General features: G+C 72.0%; 14 protein-coding genes. 8 read left to right on the top strand and 6 right to left on the bottom strand.

Annotation, left to right across the window (positions count from 1 at the left end; all coding sequences use genetic code 11):
- Positions 1-156: 156 nt before the first annotated feature.
- A complete protein-coding gene (locus tag AB0K00_RS16100) occupies positions 157-2,841 on the top strand; it encodes a transglycosylase domain-containing protein (RefSeq protein WP_363521174.1) in 2,685 nt (894 codons plus the stop codon).
- A gap of 4 nt (positions 2,842-2,845) precedes the next feature.
- On the opposite strand, the gene AB0K00_RS16095 is transcribed toward AB0K00_RS16100, so the two are convergent.
- The 5 genes from AB0K00_RS16095 to AB0K00_RS16075 are packed head-to-tail and all read right to left on the bottom strand — an operon-like array spanning position 2,846 to position 7,551.
- Complete coding sequence (locus tag AB0K00_RS16095; protein WP_363521171.1) at positions 2,846-3,448, bottom strand: hypothetical protein; 603 nt, start codon at positions 3,446-3,448, stop codon at positions 2,846-2,848.
- A gap of 5 nt (positions 3,449-3,453) precedes the next feature.
- On the bottom strand, positions 3,454-4,284 hold the full coding sequence (locus tag AB0K00_RS16090) for a carbohydrate ABC transporter permease (RefSeq protein ID WP_363521168.1): 831 nt from the start codon (positions 4,282-4,284) through the stop codon (positions 3,454-3,456).
- Entirely contained in the window at positions 4,281-5,213 is a 933-nt protein-coding gene (locus tag AB0K00_RS16085; RefSeq protein ID WP_363521621.1) for a sugar ABC transporter permease, read from the bottom strand. The genes AB0K00_RS16090 and AB0K00_RS16085 overlap by 4 nt, the downstream gene beginning before the upstream one ends.
- A gap of 37 nt (positions 5,214-5,250) precedes the next feature.
- On the bottom strand, positions 5,251-6,546 hold the full coding sequence (locus AB0K00_RS16080) for an extracellular solute-binding protein (protein ID WP_363521165.1): 1,296 nt from the start codon (positions 6,544-6,546) through the stop codon (positions 5,251-5,253).
- 24 nt (positions 6,547-6,570) lie between these two features.
- Positions 6,571-7,551, bottom strand: a complete 981-nt coding sequence (locus AB0K00_RS16075; protein WP_363521162.1) for a LacI family DNA-binding transcriptional regulator — start codon at positions 7,549-7,551, stop codon at positions 6,571-6,573.
- A 133-nt stretch (positions 7,552-7,684) separates the two neighbouring features.
- On the opposite strand from AB0K00_RS16075, the gene AB0K00_RS16070 reads away from it, so the two are divergent.
- From AB0K00_RS16070 to AB0K00_RS16040, 7 genes are all read left to right on the top strand, one after another.
- Positions 7,685-8,887 carry a Gfo/Idh/MocA family oxidoreductase gene (locus AB0K00_RS16070; protein ID WP_363521159.1) on the top strand — a complete coding sequence of 401 codons (1,203 nt, stop codon included), beginning with the start codon at positions 7,685-7,687 and terminating at the stop codon, positions 8,885-8,887.
- The gene (uxaC, locus tag AB0K00_RS16065) at positions 8,884-10,332 is read left to right on the top strand and encodes a glucuronate isomerase (RefSeq protein ID WP_363521156.1); all 1,449 of its coding nucleotides are present in this window, start codon (positions 8,884-8,886) and stop codon (positions 10,330-10,332) included. Before AB0K00_RS16070 ends, uxaC begins: the two co-directional genes overlap by 4 nt.
- A complete protein-coding gene (locus tag AB0K00_RS16060) occupies positions 10,329-11,621 on the top strand; it encodes an enolase C-terminal domain-like protein (RefSeq protein WP_363521153.1) in 1,293 nt (430 codons plus the stop codon). The genes uxaC and AB0K00_RS16060 overlap by 4 nt, the downstream gene beginning before the upstream one ends.
- A complete protein-coding gene (locus AB0K00_RS16055) occupies positions 11,609-12,913 on the top strand; it encodes a mannitol dehydrogenase family protein (RefSeq protein WP_363521150.1) in 1,305 nt (434 codons plus the stop codon). The genes AB0K00_RS16060 and AB0K00_RS16055 overlap by 13 nt, the downstream gene beginning before the upstream one ends.
- Positions 12,914-12,995: 82 nt before the next feature.
- A complete protein-coding gene (locus tag AB0K00_RS16050) occupies positions 12,996-14,012 on the top strand; it encodes a Gfo/Idh/MocA family oxidoreductase (RefSeq protein WP_363521148.1) in 1,017 nt (338 codons plus the stop codon).
- Positions 14,000-14,344 (top strand): cupin domain-containing protein, encoded by a 345-nt coding sequence (locus AB0K00_RS16045; RefSeq protein ID WP_363521146.1) that lies wholly within the window; start codon positions 14,000-14,002, stop codon positions 14,342-14,344. The genes AB0K00_RS16050 and AB0K00_RS16045 overlap by 13 nt, the downstream gene beginning before the upstream one ends.
- A gap of 139 nt (positions 14,345-14,483) precedes the next feature.
- Positions 14,484-15,878, top strand: coding sequence for a pectate lyase (locus AB0K00_RS16040; protein WP_363521143.1), 1,395 nt, complete (start codon positions 14,484-14,486; stop codon positions 15,876-15,878).
- A 54-nt stretch (positions 15,879-15,932) separates the two neighbouring features.
- On the opposite strand, the gene AB0K00_RS16035 is transcribed toward AB0K00_RS16040, so the two are convergent.
- Positions 15,933-17,270, bottom strand: coding sequence for an FAD-dependent monooxygenase (locus tag AB0K00_RS16035; RefSeq protein ID WP_363521140.1), 1,338 nt, complete (start codon positions 17,268-17,270; stop codon positions 15,933-15,935).
- Positions 17,271-17,529: the final 259 nt, after the last annotated feature.

Raw genomic sequence — 17,529 nt, 5'->3', positions numbered from 1 at the left:
GGGGTCCGCCGGCGGGTGCCGCGCCCGGGCGGGACGGGCGACCCGCGTCGCGGTCGGCCGGTGGTCGCCGCCGCGCCCCGACCGGGTTACCCGGGTCGTGGTCCGTCACTCGGCGGATCGGCGCGGCGCCGGCGCACCGTTACCGTTCCCCGCAGCATGGACCTCTTGAAGCTGCTGCCGCACGGACGCGGCGCCTGGCGGCGAGCCACCTGTCGCGCCCTCGTCGGCCTCGTCCTCGCCACCATCGCCGCCGACGCCGCCCTCGAGGGGTGGATCGCCTCCGTGGACCTGCCGGACGCGCCGCTGCGACCCCAGGCGTCGGTGCTCTACCACCGCGACGGGCACACCGTCCTGGCCCGCGTCGGCGTCACCGACCACAACGACGTGCCGCTCGCCGCGGTCCCCGACGGGGTCCGCCGGGCCGTCATCGCCGCCGAGGACCGCGACTTCTACCGCCACTGGGGGGTGTCGGTGCGTGGCGTGCTGCGCGCGGCCGTCGCCGACGCCGGTGGCGCCCGGCAGGGCGCGTCCACCATCACGCAGCAGTACGTGCGCAACGCGTACCTGACCGCGCAGGTGACCGCCGGGCGCAAGGCCCGCGAGTTCGCGCTCGCCGTCAAGCTCGAACGCACCGTGTCCAAGGACGAGATCCTCGCCCGGTACCTCAACACCATCTACTACGGTCGCGGTGCCTACGGCATCGCCGCCGCCGCGCACGCCTACTTCGGGGTCCCGCCGGAGCGGCTCGACGCCGCGCAGGGTGCCGTGCTCGCCGCGCTCATCAAGGACCCGTCGTACTTCGACCCGGCGGTCAACCCCGCGGAGGCCCGCGACCGGTGGCAGTGGGTCGTCGCCGGGACGGGCGCCACCGGCAAGCTGGCGTATCCGGCGGTGCTGCCGGTGTCCAGCGGCACCGCTGGCAACGGTCTCGTCGTCGACCAGATCGAGCGGGAACTCGCCCGGCACGGCATCACCTCGCAGCAGCTGCACACCGGCGGCCTCTCGGTCGTCACCACCCTCGACGCGGCCGCGCAGGGCGCCGCCCTCGACCTCGTCGGCGCGGCGCTGCGGGACCAGCCGGACGGGCTGCGGGCCGCGCTCGTCGCCGTCGACCCGGCCAGCGGCGCCGTCCGCGCCTACTACGGCGGTGACCAGGGGCGCGGCTACTTCGACGACGCGGCCGCGCCGCACCCGCCGGCGGCGACGTTCAAGCCGGTCGCGCTCGCCGCCGGGCTCCGCGAGGGCATCGGCTACCTGTCCCGGTGGGACGGCCGCTCACCGCGGCTGTTCGCCGACCGGGGCGGCGCGCCGCTCGTCAACCACGACGACGTCCAGTGCCCCGAGTGCACCCTCGAAGAGGCGATGGTCCGGGCCCTGAACACCCCGATCTACGCGTTGACGCAGCGCATCGGCGCCGACAAGGTGCGCGCCACGGCACTGGACCTCGGGGTCGCACCCGCGTACGGCGGCCAGCCGTCGCTGGTGGACGCCAAGGGCGACCCGCGGCCCGGGCGGACCCGCGCCGACATCGCCATCGGCCGCTACCCGGTCTCGGTCGCCGACGCGGCCACCGTGTACGCGACGTTCGCCGCCGCCGGCACCCGCAGCGAACGGCATTTCGTCGCGTCGGTGACGACCGCGTCCGGCGCGACCGCGTGGACCGCCGCGCCGGCCCGCACCCAGGTCATCGACCCGCGGGTGGCCGCCGACGTCACCGCCGTCCTGCGCGCCGTCGTCGACGGCCGCGGCATGGCGCCTGGGCGGCCCGCCGCCGGTGTCACCGGCAGCCAGCAGTGGGGCGGCACCGCCGACAACCAGGACGCCTGGATGAGCGGCTACACGCCGCAGCTCGCCGTGGCCGTCTGGATGGGGCGGCTCGTGCCCGGCCCGATCCGTGACGCCGCCGGCCGGCCCATCGAGGGTGACACGCTCCCGGCGAAGCTGTGGCAGGACTTCCTGCGCGCCGCGCTGCACGGCACGACGGCGACCGCGTTCCCCGCCGCGGCGCACGTCGGGCGCACCGACACCGGCGACGCCGGGCACACCGACAGCCCCGACGACCTCGCCGGCGGCCGCGCACCCGCCGCCGCGGTCGGCGCCCGGCCCGTCGTGCGCACCGCCCACGGGGGCCGGACCCTCGCGCTGACGTTCGATGACGGGCCGTCGCAGTACACGTCGGCGATGCTGGACCTGCTCGCGCAGTACCACATCACCGGGACGTTCTGCGTCGTCGGCGAGTCCGTCGCGGCCAACCCCGCGCAGCTGCGCCGCATCGTCGCGGACGGGCACGCCCTGTGCAACCACTCGACCCACCACGACGAGCTCGGGCACGCCACGGCCGAACGGGTCCGCGACGACATCGTCACCACCGACGCCGCGATCGCCGCCGCCGCGCCGGGCTCGACCGTCACCTACTTCCGCGCGCCGTACGGCGACTGGGGCGTCTCGGCGAAGGTCGCCGTCGACCTGCGGCACACCCCGATCGGCTGGACCGTCGACCCCGACGACTGGACGATGCCGGGCGTCGAGGCGATCGTGTCCCGCATCGAAGGCCAGCTCAGCCCGGGCGCGATCGTCCTGGTCCACGACGGCGGCGGCGACCGCCACCAGACCGTCGAGGCGATGCGGGTGCTGATCCCCCGCCTCCTCGCGGCCGGCTGGACGTTCGACCTGCCCGCGGTGACGGTCCAGGCGGTGGCCGCGGAGCTCCCGTCGGCGGCGGCGGCGTCGCAGAGCCCGGCGCCCGACACGGAGTCCGGGCAGCTGCCGACGCCGCTGCCCGCCGACCCCGTGCCGCCGTCGGAGACCCCCGTCCCGACCCCCGAACCGTCCCAGACCTAGCGGCTCAGGCGGCGTCGAGGGTCTCGAGGGTGGCCGGGTCGGCCGCGAACCGCCGCGCGACGATCACGTGCACGGCGAACAGCAGGTACCCGACGAGCAGCGGCGCCGTGACGGGGATGAGGGCGCCGATCACGGCGGCGATGGATGACACCCCGGCCACCATCGCCGCCGTGAGCGGTTGCCGCCACACCGCGCCCGCCGCCCAGCGCAACGCACCGGGCCACGAGTGGTGATGGGCCAGGTGCACGACGCCGAACGCGCAGGCGGCGAGCAGTGCGGCGGCGACGGCACCGGTGCCGACGAGCACGGGCAACCCGCCCGGGACCCGGCCTGAGGCGACGGCGCCGAGATTGAACAGCAGGAGCCACGCGGCGGTGGCGGTCGCGAGGGTGGCGGCGGCGCCGGGCAGCAGCGAACGCCGGAACACCCGCCACAACACCGAAGGCCGCACGGCGGAGCCGTCGATGATGTCGCGCACGGCGACGGAGCCGGCGTGCACAGCCGCGCCGGCGGTGAGCACCGGCAGGCTGCACACGGTGACGGCGATGCCGACGAGGGCGACGTCGGCGCCCACCGTGACGGTGTCCTTCCAGTCGCGACGCGCCACGGTGGTCACCCCTTCAGGCCGGAGGTGTTGATGCCTTCGACGAGCATCTTCTGGAAGGCGAGGAAGAACAGGAACACGGGCAGCAGCGACAGCACCGACATCGCGAACATCGGGCCGATCTCGGACTGGCCCTGCGAGTCGATGAACAGCCGCAGCGCGACCGGCACCGTGTACTTGGACAGGTCCGACACGTACACGAGCTGGCGGAAGAAGTCGTTCCAGGTCCAGATGAACGAGAAGATCGCGGTCGTGACGAGGGCCGGGCGGCTCAGCGGCAGGATGATCGTGCGGAAGACGCCGAACGTGCTGCAGCCGTCGATCTTCGCGGCCTCGTCGAGCTCGCGTGGGATGCCGCGCATGAACTGGACCATGAGGAAGACGAAGAACGCCTCGGTGGCCAGGAAGTGCGGCAGGATCAGCGGCAGGTACGGGAACTCGCCGCCGACCAGGTCGAGCTGCCGGAACACGATGAACTGCGGGACGATGAGCACGTGCCCGGGCAGCAGCAGCGTGCCGACCATGATGGCGAACCAGGCGGCCCGCCCGCGGAACCGCAGCCGGGCGAAGGCGTAGGCGGCGAGCAGGCAGGACAGCGCGTTGCCGACGACGACGAGCAGCGAGACGATCGTGCTGTTGACGAAGAACCGGCCGAAGGTCGTGTCGAGGTGCGACCAGCCGTCGGGGTAGTTGCCGGGGGTGAAGACCTCCGGTAGGACCCCGTGGTTGCTGAGCATCTCCGGCTGGCTCTTGAGCGAGCTGCCGAGCACCCAGAACAGTGGGTAGAGGATGATCCCGAGCAGTCCGAGGATCACCACCGTGCGCAGGATCGACTTCATCGCTCATCCCCGTAGTGCACCCAGAACCGGCCCGTGCTGAACAGCACGACGGTGAGCAGGCCGACGGCGAGCAGGAACACCCAGGCGAGCGCGGAGGCGTAGCCCATCTCGTAGTCGGTGAAGCCCTTGATGTACAGGTAGAGCGTGTACATCAGGGTCGAGTCGACGGGACCGCCGGTGCCGCCGCTGATGACGAACGCGGACGTGAAGCCCTGGAAGCCGTGGATCGTCTCCAGCACCAGGTTGAAGAAGATGACCGGCGACAGGATCGGCAGCGTGATCGACCGGAACTTGCGCAAGGCGCCCGCGCCGTCGACGGAGGCGGCTTCGTACAGCTCGACCGGGACCTGCTTGAGCCCGGCCAGGAAGATGACCATCGGCGCGCCGAACTGCCAGATCGCGAGCAGGATCAGGGTGCTCAGCGCGTAGTCGGGGTCGTTGACCCAGCCGGGGCCGGAGATGCCGAACAGCGCCAGGAACGCGTTGAACGAGCCGTCCCGGCTGAACATCGACACCCAGACGATGGCGAGGGCCACGCTGCCGCCGAGCAGCGACGGCAGGTAGAACAGGCTGCGGAACAGCCCGACGCCGCGGATGGCCTTGTTGAGCAGCAGCGCCACGCCGAGCGCGGCGGCGAGCTTCAGCGGCGTCGCGATGACCGCGAACAGCACCGTGACCTGCACGGCGTGCCAGAACGTCGGGTCTTCGGTGAACATCCGCTGGTAGTTGTCGAACCCGACCCAGTTCAGCTCGGACCAGTCCGACAGGATGTCGTAGTCGGTGAAGCTCAGCACCAGCGACATGAGCATCGGGATGGCCGTGATGGTGGCCAGCCCGATGAGCCACGGTGTCAGGAAGAGATAGCCGGCGAGCCCCTCGCGACGGGGGCCCCGCGGTTCGACGCGGGGCCCCTTCACCGCTCGGTGCAAGGGTGCCGGCGCGGTGGTCAGCGCCACTGGAGGAGCCTCACTTCGAGATTGCGGACTTCGCGGCCGTGATGAAGGCCTCGGCGGCCTGCGCGGGGGTGGCCTTGCCGGCCTGTACCGACTCGGCGGCCTTGATGAGCTCGGAACGCAGCGTGCTGTGTCCCTTCAGCGGGACCTGCGGTGCGGGCCCGAACGTCTTGCCGATGGTGTTCTCGACCTCGATGGAGGTCTTCATGGAGGCGTCGGTGACGCTGCTCTGCACCGCGGTGCGGATGTCGAGGTTCGACGGCAGGCCGCGGTCGGTGCCGAGGACCTTGCCGACCTCCGGGTCGTTGGCGAGGAAGTTGATGACGTCGACCGCCACGTCCTTCCTGTCGCTGCCGCGGTAGACGGAGAAGTACAGCGCGGCGCGGGCCCACTGCGCCTTCGGGTCGCCGGGGTACGCCACGACGCCGAGCTCGTCCTTGGTGTTCTTCTGCAGCTCGGGCAGCTGGTTCACCCACACCCAGGAGGTAAGCGCTTTCCCGGTCACGACGAGCTGCTTGGTGATGTCGGTGGCGTTGCCCTCGCGGATCACGTCGGCGGTCGGGGTCGCCTTGCGGTCCCGGGCGCCCTTCCACAGGTCGAACCAGGCGGTCACGTCCTGCGCGGTGAAGCCGAGCTCCTTGTCCTTGTACAGGTCCTTGTTCTGCTGGCGCAGCCAGATCCAGAACGCCTTGTAGTCCGCGCTCGGGTCCTGCGTGCCGGGGACCTTCGTGGCCGTGGTCGCCGCCTCGGCCCAGCTGATGAACGCCTCCCACGTCATGCCGGTGGTCGGCAGCGGCTGGTTGGCCGCGGTGAGCTTGGTCTTGTTGTACACCAGGCCCTGGGTGTTCTCGCCGAAGGCGACGCCGGCGAGCTTGCCGTCCACGACGCCGTACTTCCACAGGCTCTCGGGGAACTTCGTCGTGTCGAGCTTGCCCGACTTCTGGTACGACGTCAGGTCCAGCGTGACGTTGCGCGACGCGTACTCCGTGAGGAAGTTGTCGTCGATCTGGAAGATGTCAGGCGCGTCGTTGCCCGCGGTGAGGGTCGCGAGCTTGTCGAAATACCCCTGGTTGGCCTGCCACGTCTTCTTGAACGTGACGTTGGGGTGCTTCTTCGTGTAGAGCGCGAGGGCTTCCTCGGTGAGCTTGGCACGGGCGTCGCCGCCCCACCAGAAGATGCTCAGCTCGACGGGCTTGGTTGAGTCGACCGCTGGCGCCTCGCCGCCGTCGTCGCCGCAGGCGGCGAGCGGAGCGAGCAGCACTGCGGCGAGGGCGGTTGCCAGAAGTCTACGGCGGGGTGTTCCGGACATGGCGTGTCACTCCCTGGCAGGGGATCAATGTGGGTTGGGCCCGGTGGAGTCGCGCACGATCAGCTCCGTCTGGAGCGTCACCAGCGCGTTCGTGCGGCGTTCGTCGTCGTGCTGCAGCAGCATGTCGACGGCCGCCCGCCCGGCGGCCGCGGTCGGGGTGGAGACCGTGGTGAGCTTGGGGCGGATCAAACGGCTGAGCATGATGTCGTCGATCCCGACGACGCTGAGCTCGCCCGGGACGCTGACGCCCCGGTCGTGCAGTGCTTCGAGCAGGCCGATCGCCATGAGGTCGTTGTAGGCCAGCACGGCGGTCGCCCCGGTGGCGCGCACGGCGTCGCACGCGCCGGCCCCGGCGGCCTCGGTCGGTTGGTGGGGTCCGAGCACGGTCAGGTTCGCGCCGGCGGCCTTCGCCGCGGCCGTCGCGGACCGCCGGATCTCCCGGTTGGTCCACGAGCCCCGCGGCCCGCCGAGCAGGGCGAGGTCGTGGTGGCCGAGACCGACGAGGTGCTCGATCGCGGCCCTGGCACCGTTCGCGACGTCCATGACCACCGCGGGGAGCCCGTCCACGGCCCGGTTGACCACGACGAGCGGCACCTCGCGGCGCAGCTTCTCGATCAGGTCGTTGCTCATGCGCGGGCTGCACAGCAGCACGCCGTCGACCTGTTTCGCCATGGCCTGGACGAGCTGCTCCTCCATGATCGGGTCTTCGTTGGTGTCGGCGACGAAGAGGTGGTAGTCCCGCTGGCGGGCCTGCGACTCCGCCGCCTTGATCAGCGGTGGGAAGAACGGGTTGGCGATGTCGGCGACGATCAGGCCGATGTTGTGGGTCCGCCCGGTGATGAGCGCGCGGGCCGCACGGTTGGGCCGGTAACCGAGGCTCTCCGCGGTGGATAGCACCCGGCTCCGGGTGTCGGGGTTGACCAGATGGGGCGCTGAGAACGTGCGCGACACGGTGGAGACATGGACGCCGGAGGCGCGGGCTACATCTCGAATAGTGGCGGGCACGGAGTCATTAATGCAAACGGTTGCTGTCATGTCAACGCCTATGGATGCGGAAATCCAGGGGTATTGACCCGAAGTGTGGCAGTGGAGCACAGTGTCGCTGCAACCCTTTGCAGTCCCAAGGGAGCGACAACCGATGCACACCCGCTACGCGATCGTCGGCACCGGATCGCGCGCTGAGATGTTCACGCGCGCACTCACCGGACCGCATCGCGACACCTGCGCGCTCGTCGCGCTCGCCGACCCAGAACCGCACCGCCTCGCCGTGCACAACGCGCGGCTGCCGGCGCCGGTCCCCACCTACCCCGCCACCGAGTTCCGCCGCATGCTGCACGAGGAGAAGGTCGACGTCGCGATCGTGACCACCGTCGACCGGGTCCACGACGAGTACATCGTCGCCGCCCTTGAGGCCGGCTGCGACGTGCTCACCGAGAAGCCGATGACCGTCGACGCGGCCCGCTGCGCCCGGATCATGGACGCGGTGCAGCGTACGGGGCACCGGGTGCGGGTCACTTTCAACTACCGGTACAACCCGCTGCATGAAACTTTCAAGGCGATCGTCGCGAGCGGCGAGATCGGCACGGTCGGATCCGTGCATTTCGAGTGGCTGCTCGACGTGCGGCACGGCGCCGACTACTTCCGCCGCTGGCACCGCGACAAGGCCAACTCCGGCGGCCTGCTGGTGCACAAGTCCGGGCACCACTTCGACCTGGTCAACTGGTGGCTCGACGACGAGCCCGCCGAGGTCTACGCGCAGGGCCGGCTGTTCTTCTACGGCGCGCAGGGTGCCGGCGCCACCGCCCCCAGGGACCGGTTCACGCTGGGACAGGACCCGCACCGCGACGTGCTGTACACCGGCACCAGCGACGGCTACCGGCGCGACCAGGACGTCTTCTCCCCCGGCATCACCATCGAGGACGACCTCGCCGTCCTCGTCCGCTACGCCCGCGGCGCCACGATGACCTATCACCTGACCGCCTACGCCCCCTGGGAGGGCTACCGGGTGATGTTCAACGGCAGCAAGGGCCGCCTCGAGCTGGAGGTGGTCGAGACCGACCACGTGGCTCCCGGCGCCACCGGTCTCGTCAAGGGCGACGAGCCGGGCCGGGCCACGCTCCGCGTCCATCCACATTGGAGCGAACCGCGCGAGATCCCCATCCCCTACGAGCGGGAGGGCCACGGCGGCGGCGACGCCCGCATGCTGGCCGACCTGCTCGGCGCCGGACCGCCGAGCGGCGTCGCCGCCGCGGAGGCCGCCGACGGCGCCCGCGCGCTGCGCATCGGCCTGGCCGCCAACGAGTCCATCGCCCTCGGACTGCCCGTCAGGATCCCCAGATGATGCAAACCCTGCACGAGGACCAGCTGCTGCCCGCCGAACCCGGACTCCGGGCGATCGCGCGGGAGCTGTACCAGCATGCCAGGGACCTCCCGCTGATCAGCCCGCACGGCCACGTCGACCCCGCGATCCTCGCCGACGACCGGCCGTTCCCCGACCCGGCCAGGCTCATCGTCGTGCCCGACCACTACGTCACCCGGATGCTCGCCAGCCAGGGCATCGCCCCGCACGAGCTCGGCGTGCCGACCGTCGACGGCAGCCCCACCCAGACCGACGGCCGCACCATCTGGCGGCTCCTCGCCGCCAACTGGCACCTGTTCCGCGGCACCCCGTCGCGGCTGTGGACCGAGCGGGTCCTCGCCGACGTCTTCGGCGTCACCGTGCCGCTGCGCGTCGACACCGCCGACCTCGTCTACGACCTGCTGTCCGAGCGGCTCGACGACCCGGCGTTCCGCCCGCGGGCGCTGTTCGAACGCTTCAACCTCGAGGTCCTCGCCACCACCGAGTCGCCGCTGTCGGACCTGACCGCGCACGCCAAGCTCGAGGCCGACGGCTGGGGCGGGCCCGGCGGGCGGGTCATCACCACGTTCCGCCCCGACGACGTCGTCGACTTCGAGTGGCCCGGCTGGGCCGGGCGGATCGAGCAGCTCGGCGTGACCTCGTTCCCACAGTTCCTGGAGCGCCTGCGGGAGCGGCGGCAGGCGTTCATCGCGGCCGGCGCCACGTCCAGCGACCACGGGCACCCGACCGCCGCGACCCTCGCCCTGTCCGGCGCGCACGCCGCCGCGCTGTTCAACAAAGCACTCACCGGCAAGGCCGACAGCCGCGACGCGGAACGGTTCCGGGCGCACATGCTGGTCGAGTTCGCCCGCATGTCGGTCGACGACGGCCTGGTCATGCAGCTGCACCCGGGTGCCGTGCGCAACCACAACACCGCCCTGTTCGCCCGGCACGGCCGCGACGTCGGCGGCGACATCCCATCGCCGACGGAATACGTGCGCTCGCTCAGGCCGCTGCTGGACGCGTTCGGCACCGACCAGCGGTTCCGCATCGTGCTCTACACCCTCGACGAGACCGTGTTCACCCGGGAGCTGGCGCCCCTCGCCGGCGGCTACCCGGCGGTGTTCCTCGGCGCGCCCTGGTGGTTCCTGGACAGCCCCGAAGGGCTGCGCCGCTTCCGGGAGACCGTCACCGAGACCGCCGGGTTCGCCAACACCGCCGGCTTCGTCGACGACACCCGCGCGTTCTGCTCCATCCCGGTCCGGCACGACGTCGCCCGCCGCGTCGACGCCGGGTTCCTGGCCCGCCTCGTCGCCGAACACCGCCTACCGTTGGACGAGGCCGCCGAGACCATCGCCGACCTCGCCTACCACCTGCCCAAACGCGTCTACGCGCGCACCGTCGCGACGCGCACCGTCGCAGCGAGCGCCTCTGAAGGAGCACGATGATCACCGGGTTGACCGTCCACGACGTCCGGTTCCCCACCGCCGCCGCGGGTGACGGGTCCGACGCGATCAACCGCGGCGACTACTCCGCCACCTACGTCGAGCTGACCGGCGACGACGGTGTCACCGGCACCGGCCTCACGTTCACCAACGGCCGCGGCAACGAGATCACCTGCGCCGCGGTGCGGGCCCTGGCGCACCACGTCGTCGGGCACACCGTCGAGGAACTGTGCACTGTGGAGGGTTCCCGGACCCTCACCGCCGACGTGCAGCTGCGCTGGCTCGGGCCGGAGAAGGGCGTCATCGCCCTCGCCGCCGGCGCGATCCTCAACGCCGTCTGGGACCTGCGGGCCCGCCGCGCCGGCAAGCCCATGTGGCAGCTCCTCGCCGAGCTGCCGACCGCGGACCTGCTGGCCGCCGTGGACTTCCAGCACATCAGCGACGCGCTCACCCGCGACGAGGCCGCCGCCATCCTCGACAAGGGGCTGCCGGAGTACGAGGAACGCCTCGCCCACGCACGCGGCGCCGGGCTGCCGTCGTACACCACCTCCGTCGGCTGGCTCGGCTACCCCGACGACAAGGTCCGGGCCCTCACCAGGCAGGCCGTCGCCGACGGTTGGACCGCGGTGAAGATGAAGGTGGGCGGCGCCATCGACGACGACGTGCGCCGGGCCCGCATCATCCGCGCCGAGATCGGCCCCGACGCACTGCTCATGCTCGACGCCAACCAGGTGTGGGACGTCGACGAGGCGATCGCCAACCTCGGCCGGCTCGCCGAGGTCGACCCGTACTGGATGGAGGAGCCGACCCACGCCGACGACGTCCTCGGCCACGCCCGCATCCAGCAGGCCCTGGACACGATCACCGGCGGCCGGTGCCGGGTCGCGACCGGTGAGGTCGCCGCGAACCGGGTCATCTTCAAGCAGCTGCTGCAGGCCGACGCGATCCGCGTCATGCAGATCGACGCGTGCCGGGTCGCCGGCGTCGGCGAGGTCCTCGCCGAGCTGCTCATGGCCGCGAAGTTCGGCGTGCCGGTCTGCCCGCACGCCGGCGGCGTCGGCCTCTGCGAATACGTGCAGCACCTCGCGTTCTTCGACTACCTGCGCATCACCGGCAGCATGGACGGGCGGATGGTGGAGTACGTCGACCACCTGCACGAGCACTTCACCGACCCGGTCACCGTCGTGGACGGCCGCTACCGGCTGCCCACGAAGCCCGGCTACAGCGTCGAGCTGCACGCCGCGTCGATCGCCGAGTTCTCCTTCCCGGACGGGCCGGCATGGCGCGGCTGAGCCGGTCGGCGCCCCTGAAGGTCGAGCCGCTGGTCCGCCCCGGTGACGTGGGCGCCGGCATCCTCCACTTCGGACTCGGCGCGTTCCACCGGGCGCACCAGGCTGTCTACATCGAGGAGGCGATCGCCAAGGGCGGCGGCGACTGGGGGATCGTCGGCGTCGCGCCCAGCTCCCGCGACGTCCTGGAGGCCCTGCGCGCGCAGGACATGCTGTACAGCGTGCTCACCGTCGACGGGACGGACGCCGACGCCCAGGTCGTCGGCGCGTTCGACAGCGTCCTGCACGCCAGGTCCGAGGCGGGGGCGGTGCTGCGCCGCATCGCCGACCCCGCGATCAAGGTCGTCACGTTCACCGTCACCGAGAAGGCCTACGCGCCCGGATCCGCCGTGCTCGACCTGCTGGTGCGCGGGCTGCGGCTGCGGGAGACCCCGCTCGCGCTCGTCAGCTGCGACAACCTCAACGGCAACGGCGAGCTGCTGCGCCGGCTGGTCGGGGACGCGTTGCAGGACCCTGACGTCATGGGGCTGCTGAGCTTCCCGGGCACGATGGTCGACCGGATCGTGCCGGCCAGCACACCCGAGGCCCTGGCAACGGTGGAGTCCCTCATCGGCGCCAGGGACGAGGCCGCCGTCGCCGGCGAACCGTTCCGGGAGTGGGTCGTGCAGGACGACTTCCCGGGCGGGCGGCCCGCATGGGACCTCGTCGGCGTCACCCTCACCACCGACACCGCCCCCTACGAGCTGCGCAAGCTCCGGGCGCTGAACGGTGTGCACTCCGCCCTGGCCTACCTGGGCGCCCTCGCCGGCGCGCGCACCATCGACACCGCCCTCACGCTGCCCGGCTACCGTGCGGCGATGGAGGCGTTCATCGAGTCCGACATCGCACCGACGCTGGAACTGCCCGCGATCCCCTACGGGCATCAGGTCCTGCAGCGCTTCGCCAACAGCGCGCTGGGCTACCGCACGCTGCAGGTCGCCAGGGACGGCAGTCAGAAGCTCCCGCAGCGGCTGCTCGGCACCGTCGCCGACCGGCGGGCCGCGGGCGAGGTGCCGGTCTACGGCGCGCTCGTGCTCGCCGCCTGGATCCGGTTCGTCGGCGGCCGCGCCGACGACGGCACCGAGCTGCCCCTCGACGACCCCCTCGCCGACCGGCTGCGGGGCGCGTCCACGGCGCAGCTGCTCACCGCGCTGTCCCCCGGGCTCGCCGACGACGCGCCGCTGCGCGCGGAGATCGACCGGTGGCTGCGGGACCTGGAGCGGCACGGCGCCGCGGCCACCCTGGCGGCACTGTGAGCGGCCAGCGAAGCGGCTCGGGCCGCTCACCATCGGCGCAGGGTGGCTCAGGCCGGCACCGGAGCGCAGCGGAGGTGGCGGCGTGAGCGGCACCCCCACGATCGCGCTCATCGGGGCGTCCGGGCACGGGCGGCGGCACCGGCAGAACATCGCCGACCTCGGCGACCGGGTCCGCCTCATCGCCCTCGGCGACATCCAGCCGATACCGGGCGAGGAACTGCCGGTGTACGCGGACCACCGGCAGCTGCTCGCCGAGCACAAGCCGGACTACGTCGTCATCTGCACGCCACCGCACACGCACCTGCCGATCGCCCTGGACGCCGTGCACGCCGGCGCGGACCTGCTGCTGGAGAAGCCGCCGGTGCTCGACCTCGACGCGCACGAGCAGCTGTCCGCCGCGCTCGCCGCGACCGGCCGGCGCTGCCAGGTCGGTTTCCAGGCGCTCGGCTCGCCGACCCTGCCCGCCCTCGCCGCGCTGGACCTCGGCGCGCTGACGCACATCGCGGTCGCCGGCGCGTGGTGGCGGCCCACGACGTACTGGAGCCGGTCGCCGTGGTCGGGCCGGCGCGCGGTCGACGGGGCTCTCGTCAACCCGTTCGCGCACGCTCTCATGCAGGCCCTCGCCATCGGCGGCGTCCGTCCACCGTGGACCCTGGAGCTGGAACGCTTCCGCACCAGGGACATCGAGGTCGAGGACACCGCCGCGCTGCGTCTCACCCCTGTGGACGGTCCCGTCATCACGGTCGCGGTCACCCTCGCCTCGACGGAGTTCATCGCCGGCGACATCACCGTCACCGGCACCCGCGGCACCGCGCAGCTGGTGTACCCGGAGGACCGCCTCGACGGCGTCGTGCTGCCGGGCAGGGTGAGCCTGCTGGAGAACCTGCTCTCCGGCGACCCGCTGCTCGCGCCGCTGTCCCGGACCGCGCCGTTCACCGCCCTCGCCGCCCAGATCATGGCGGCACCGGACCCCGTGCCGTTGACCGGCGTCGCCCATGAGGACGGCGTCGCCATCCCCGGCATCGCCGACCTCGTGCGGGCCGCCGCGCGGAAACACGCACTGCTCAGTGAAGTGGGAGACCTGCCATGCGCAAGCTGACCGTCGCCGACCTGCCCGACGGCGGCACCCCCGCCACCCTCGCCGCGCTCGGCGCCGGCTGGGGACCCGTCATCCGCGGCGGCATCAGCCGCTACGACGACGCCGGGCACCGCACCCACGACGAGTCGAACCCGCACACCCACGACGTGCCCGAAATTTTCACGATCGTGCAGGGCAGCGGGTACGTCGAGATCGCCGGCGCGCAGGCGGACAGGTTCCGCGCCGGCGACCTGCTCATCATCCCGCCCGGCGAGGACCACCACCTCGTCAGCGACGGCGACGTCCCCCTCGTCTTCACCTGGATGCACCTCGGACCGCTTGACCGTTCATAGGCATCGGTCTACGTTGTCCATAGGAATGCGCTTTCCTGAGCGCTTCCCGAGCGCGCAACCCGGCTGACCCGCCCAGTCCGCCAGAGCCGTACACCCCGTGCACGCGACGCCCCCACATCTCCGTCCTGGAGGCACACGCATGGCACTCCCCCGCCTCGCGCGGCGCTACCGATGGCCGATCCTGGCCGCCGGTGTCGCCGCCTTCACCGCGGCCGCCGCGATCACCACCCAGGTCGCGTTCGCGGCGACCCTGTTCAGCGACACGTTCGAAGACGGCGACACCAGCGGCTGGTCCAAGTCCGGTGGCACCTGGTCCGTCGTCACCGACGGCTCCAAGGCGCTGCAGCAGAGCAACGCCGGCAGCGAGAACGCCCGCGACTTCGCCGGCACCTCGTCCTGGACCAACTACACCGTCTCCGCCCGGGTCAAGCCGATCTCGTTGTCCTCCAACGGGTTCGTCGGCCTGCTCGCCCGCGCGAAGAGCTCCACCACGTTCTACCGCCTGGCGTTGCTGCCCGGGAACACCGTGCAGCTGCAGGCCGTCAACAGCGGCTCCGTCACCGTCCTCGGTTCGGTCAGCCGCACGGTGAGCACCGGCAGCTGGTACACCCTCGGCATCACGGTGTCCGGCACCAGCATCACCGGCAAGGTCGACGGCGCCACGGTCGGCTCCGGCACCAGCTCGGTCGCCTCGACCGGCCGGATCGGCGTGCAGACCGGCTACGCGTCGGCGTCCTTCGACGACGTGACGGTGTCCGACGCCGCCGGGCCCGGCCCGACGACGCCCGGCCCGACCGGCTCCAGCACCCCGCCGACCTCCACCTCACCCACCCCGTCGTCCCCGCCGCCGAGCACGACGTGGCCGACGAAGACCGGTGACGCCCCCGTCAACAACGGCACCATCCAGGTGTCGGGCACCCTCGACGGCGGGATGAAGCGCTACTGCTGCATCGGCGACGGCGGCCAGGGCGAGAGCCAGGACCCGGTCTTCGAGCTGGCTAACGGCGCCACCATCAAGAACGTCATCATCGGCGCGCCCGCCGGTGACGGCATCCACTGCCTCGGCACGTGCACGATCCAGAACGTGTGGTGGGAGGACGTGGGCGAGGACGCTGCGACGTTCCTCGGCACCAGCGGCGGCACCAGCTACGTCATCGGCGGCGGCGCGAAGGCGGCCAGTGACAAGGTGTTCCAGCACAACGGCAACGGCACGGTGAACATCTCCGGCTTCTACGTCGAGAACGCCGGGAAGCTGTACCGCGCCTGCGGCAACTGCACGAACTCCTACGAGCGGCACGTGGTGGTCGACAACATCCGCGTCAAGTCGCTGAAGGTCGTCGCCGGCATCAACACCAACTGGGGCGACACCGCCCGCTTCACCCGCGTCACCGTCATCGGCGACAGCTCGCATAGCACGATCATCTGCGACAAGTACAAGGGCGTGCCGAAGGGCAGCGAGCCGAGCCACATCGGCAGCGGCCCGGACAGCACCAACTGCTTCTACAACCCGAACACGGACGTCATCTGGGCGTGAGCCCTGAAGCAGTGAAGGGCCCGGCGCCTTGCTGCGCCGGGCCCTTCCACTCGTTCAGACCGTCACGCGCTCCGGCGCCGTCACGGCCACCGGTGCCGGGGCGGCGGGCTTGCGGCCCAGCCACAGCACCCGGGCCACGATGCCCGGCGCGAACAGGCTCGGCGGCGCCTGCATCAGATTCGCCACCTCCAGGAAGCGCCGGCCGACCGCCGCGCTGCGGGTCGCGGCGACCTGCACCTTTGCCACGTACGCGTTGAGGAAGCGGGTCTTGCCGGTCCGCTCGCCCTGGATCTCAGGGTTGGCGAGGTCGGCGCCGACGGCGATGTCCCACGGCACGTCGACGACCTTCGCCGCCTTCGCGTAGAACCGGCGCGGCAGCCCGGCCCGGCCGGCCCGCAGCGCGTCGCGCAGCTCGATGGCCTCCGCCGCCGCGACCGTCATGCCCTGGCCGTAGGCGGGGTTGAAGCTGCAGATCGCGTCGCCGATCGAGACCAGGCCGTCCGGCAGGCGCTCCATCCGTTCGTACCGGCGCCGCACGCTCGCCGGCAGCCGCATCCGCAGCGGCGGCCCGAGCGGCTCGGCGGTGCGCAGCAGGGTGTGCAGCCGGCCGTCGGGCAGCTTCGCGGTGAAGTCCGCGTAGGTGTCCGCGTCGTTCGGCGGTGCCTGGCCCGCGCCCACGCCGAGCAGCGTCACCATCCACCGGTCGCCCTCGGCGGCGATGGCGACCGCGCCGGACGGGCGGGCCGGATTCGGCGAGGTGATGATCGCGGCGAAGTCTTCCTGGCCCGGCACCCGCCGGTAGTCGCGGGACACGTAGACGGTGAGCGGGTCGACGCGCTCCTCGGCGGGCCGTTCGAAGCCGATCGCGGCGAGCCACGTCGGGCCCCGGTTGCCGCGCCCGGTCGCGTCGACGACGAGGTCCGCGGCGACGTCGTGCTCGGTGCCGCCGGCCGGCAGCACCTTCGCGCCGGTGACCCGGGTGCCATCGAACAGCAGGCCGGTCGCCTCGTGCCCGTCGAGCACGACGACGTTCGGCAGCGCGAGGACCCGCCGGCGGACCTCGGCCTCGATGGCGGGGCGGCTGACGCACAGGCCGGCCAGGCCGGACGCAACCCGCGGCATCGGCCGGTCGCCCTGGATCCAGATGCAGTCGCGCATGATGTCGACGGGGATCCCGCCCTGGGCGGTCAGCTCGTCGACCAGGCCGGGGAAGAGCTCTTCAAGGACCTGCCGGCCCCGGGCGAGCAGGCCGTGGGAGTGTTCGCCCTGCGGCACGCCCTTGCGGTTGGCGGCGCCGGCGGGCAGGGTGTCGCGGTCGAAGATGGTGACGTTCGCAAAGGTCTCGCTCAGGACACGCGCGGCGAGGAGCCCGGCCATACTGGCACCGAGCACGACGGCATGACCGGATTTATCCTTGGGTGACAAGGGAATCCTCCGTTTGGGGTGGCTGGCTGTGCGAAAACCGTAGCCATGCCGAATCCATGTACGGAAGTCTCCGTCACCGTCCGCTACGGGACAGTAATGTCCCCGACGCAGACGTATCCGGGTGCCGGGGGGCGTGGCGGGAACGGTTCCCGCCCCGCCCCGCGGTGAGGAAACGCGCCGCCCCGCGGGGGGGTGGGCCGGCGGCAGGCCGCCCTCGAGGGGGGCC

Source organism: Dactylosporangium sp. NPDC049525 (assembly GCF_040676755.1).
In the GTDB taxonomy this organism is placed as follows: domain Bacteria; phylum Actinomycetota; class Actinomycetes; order Mycobacteriales; family Micromonosporaceae; genus Dactylosporangium.
The sequence above is the reverse complement of the archived record's forward strand: the minus strand, read 5'-3'. Positions and strand labels throughout refer to the sequence as shown.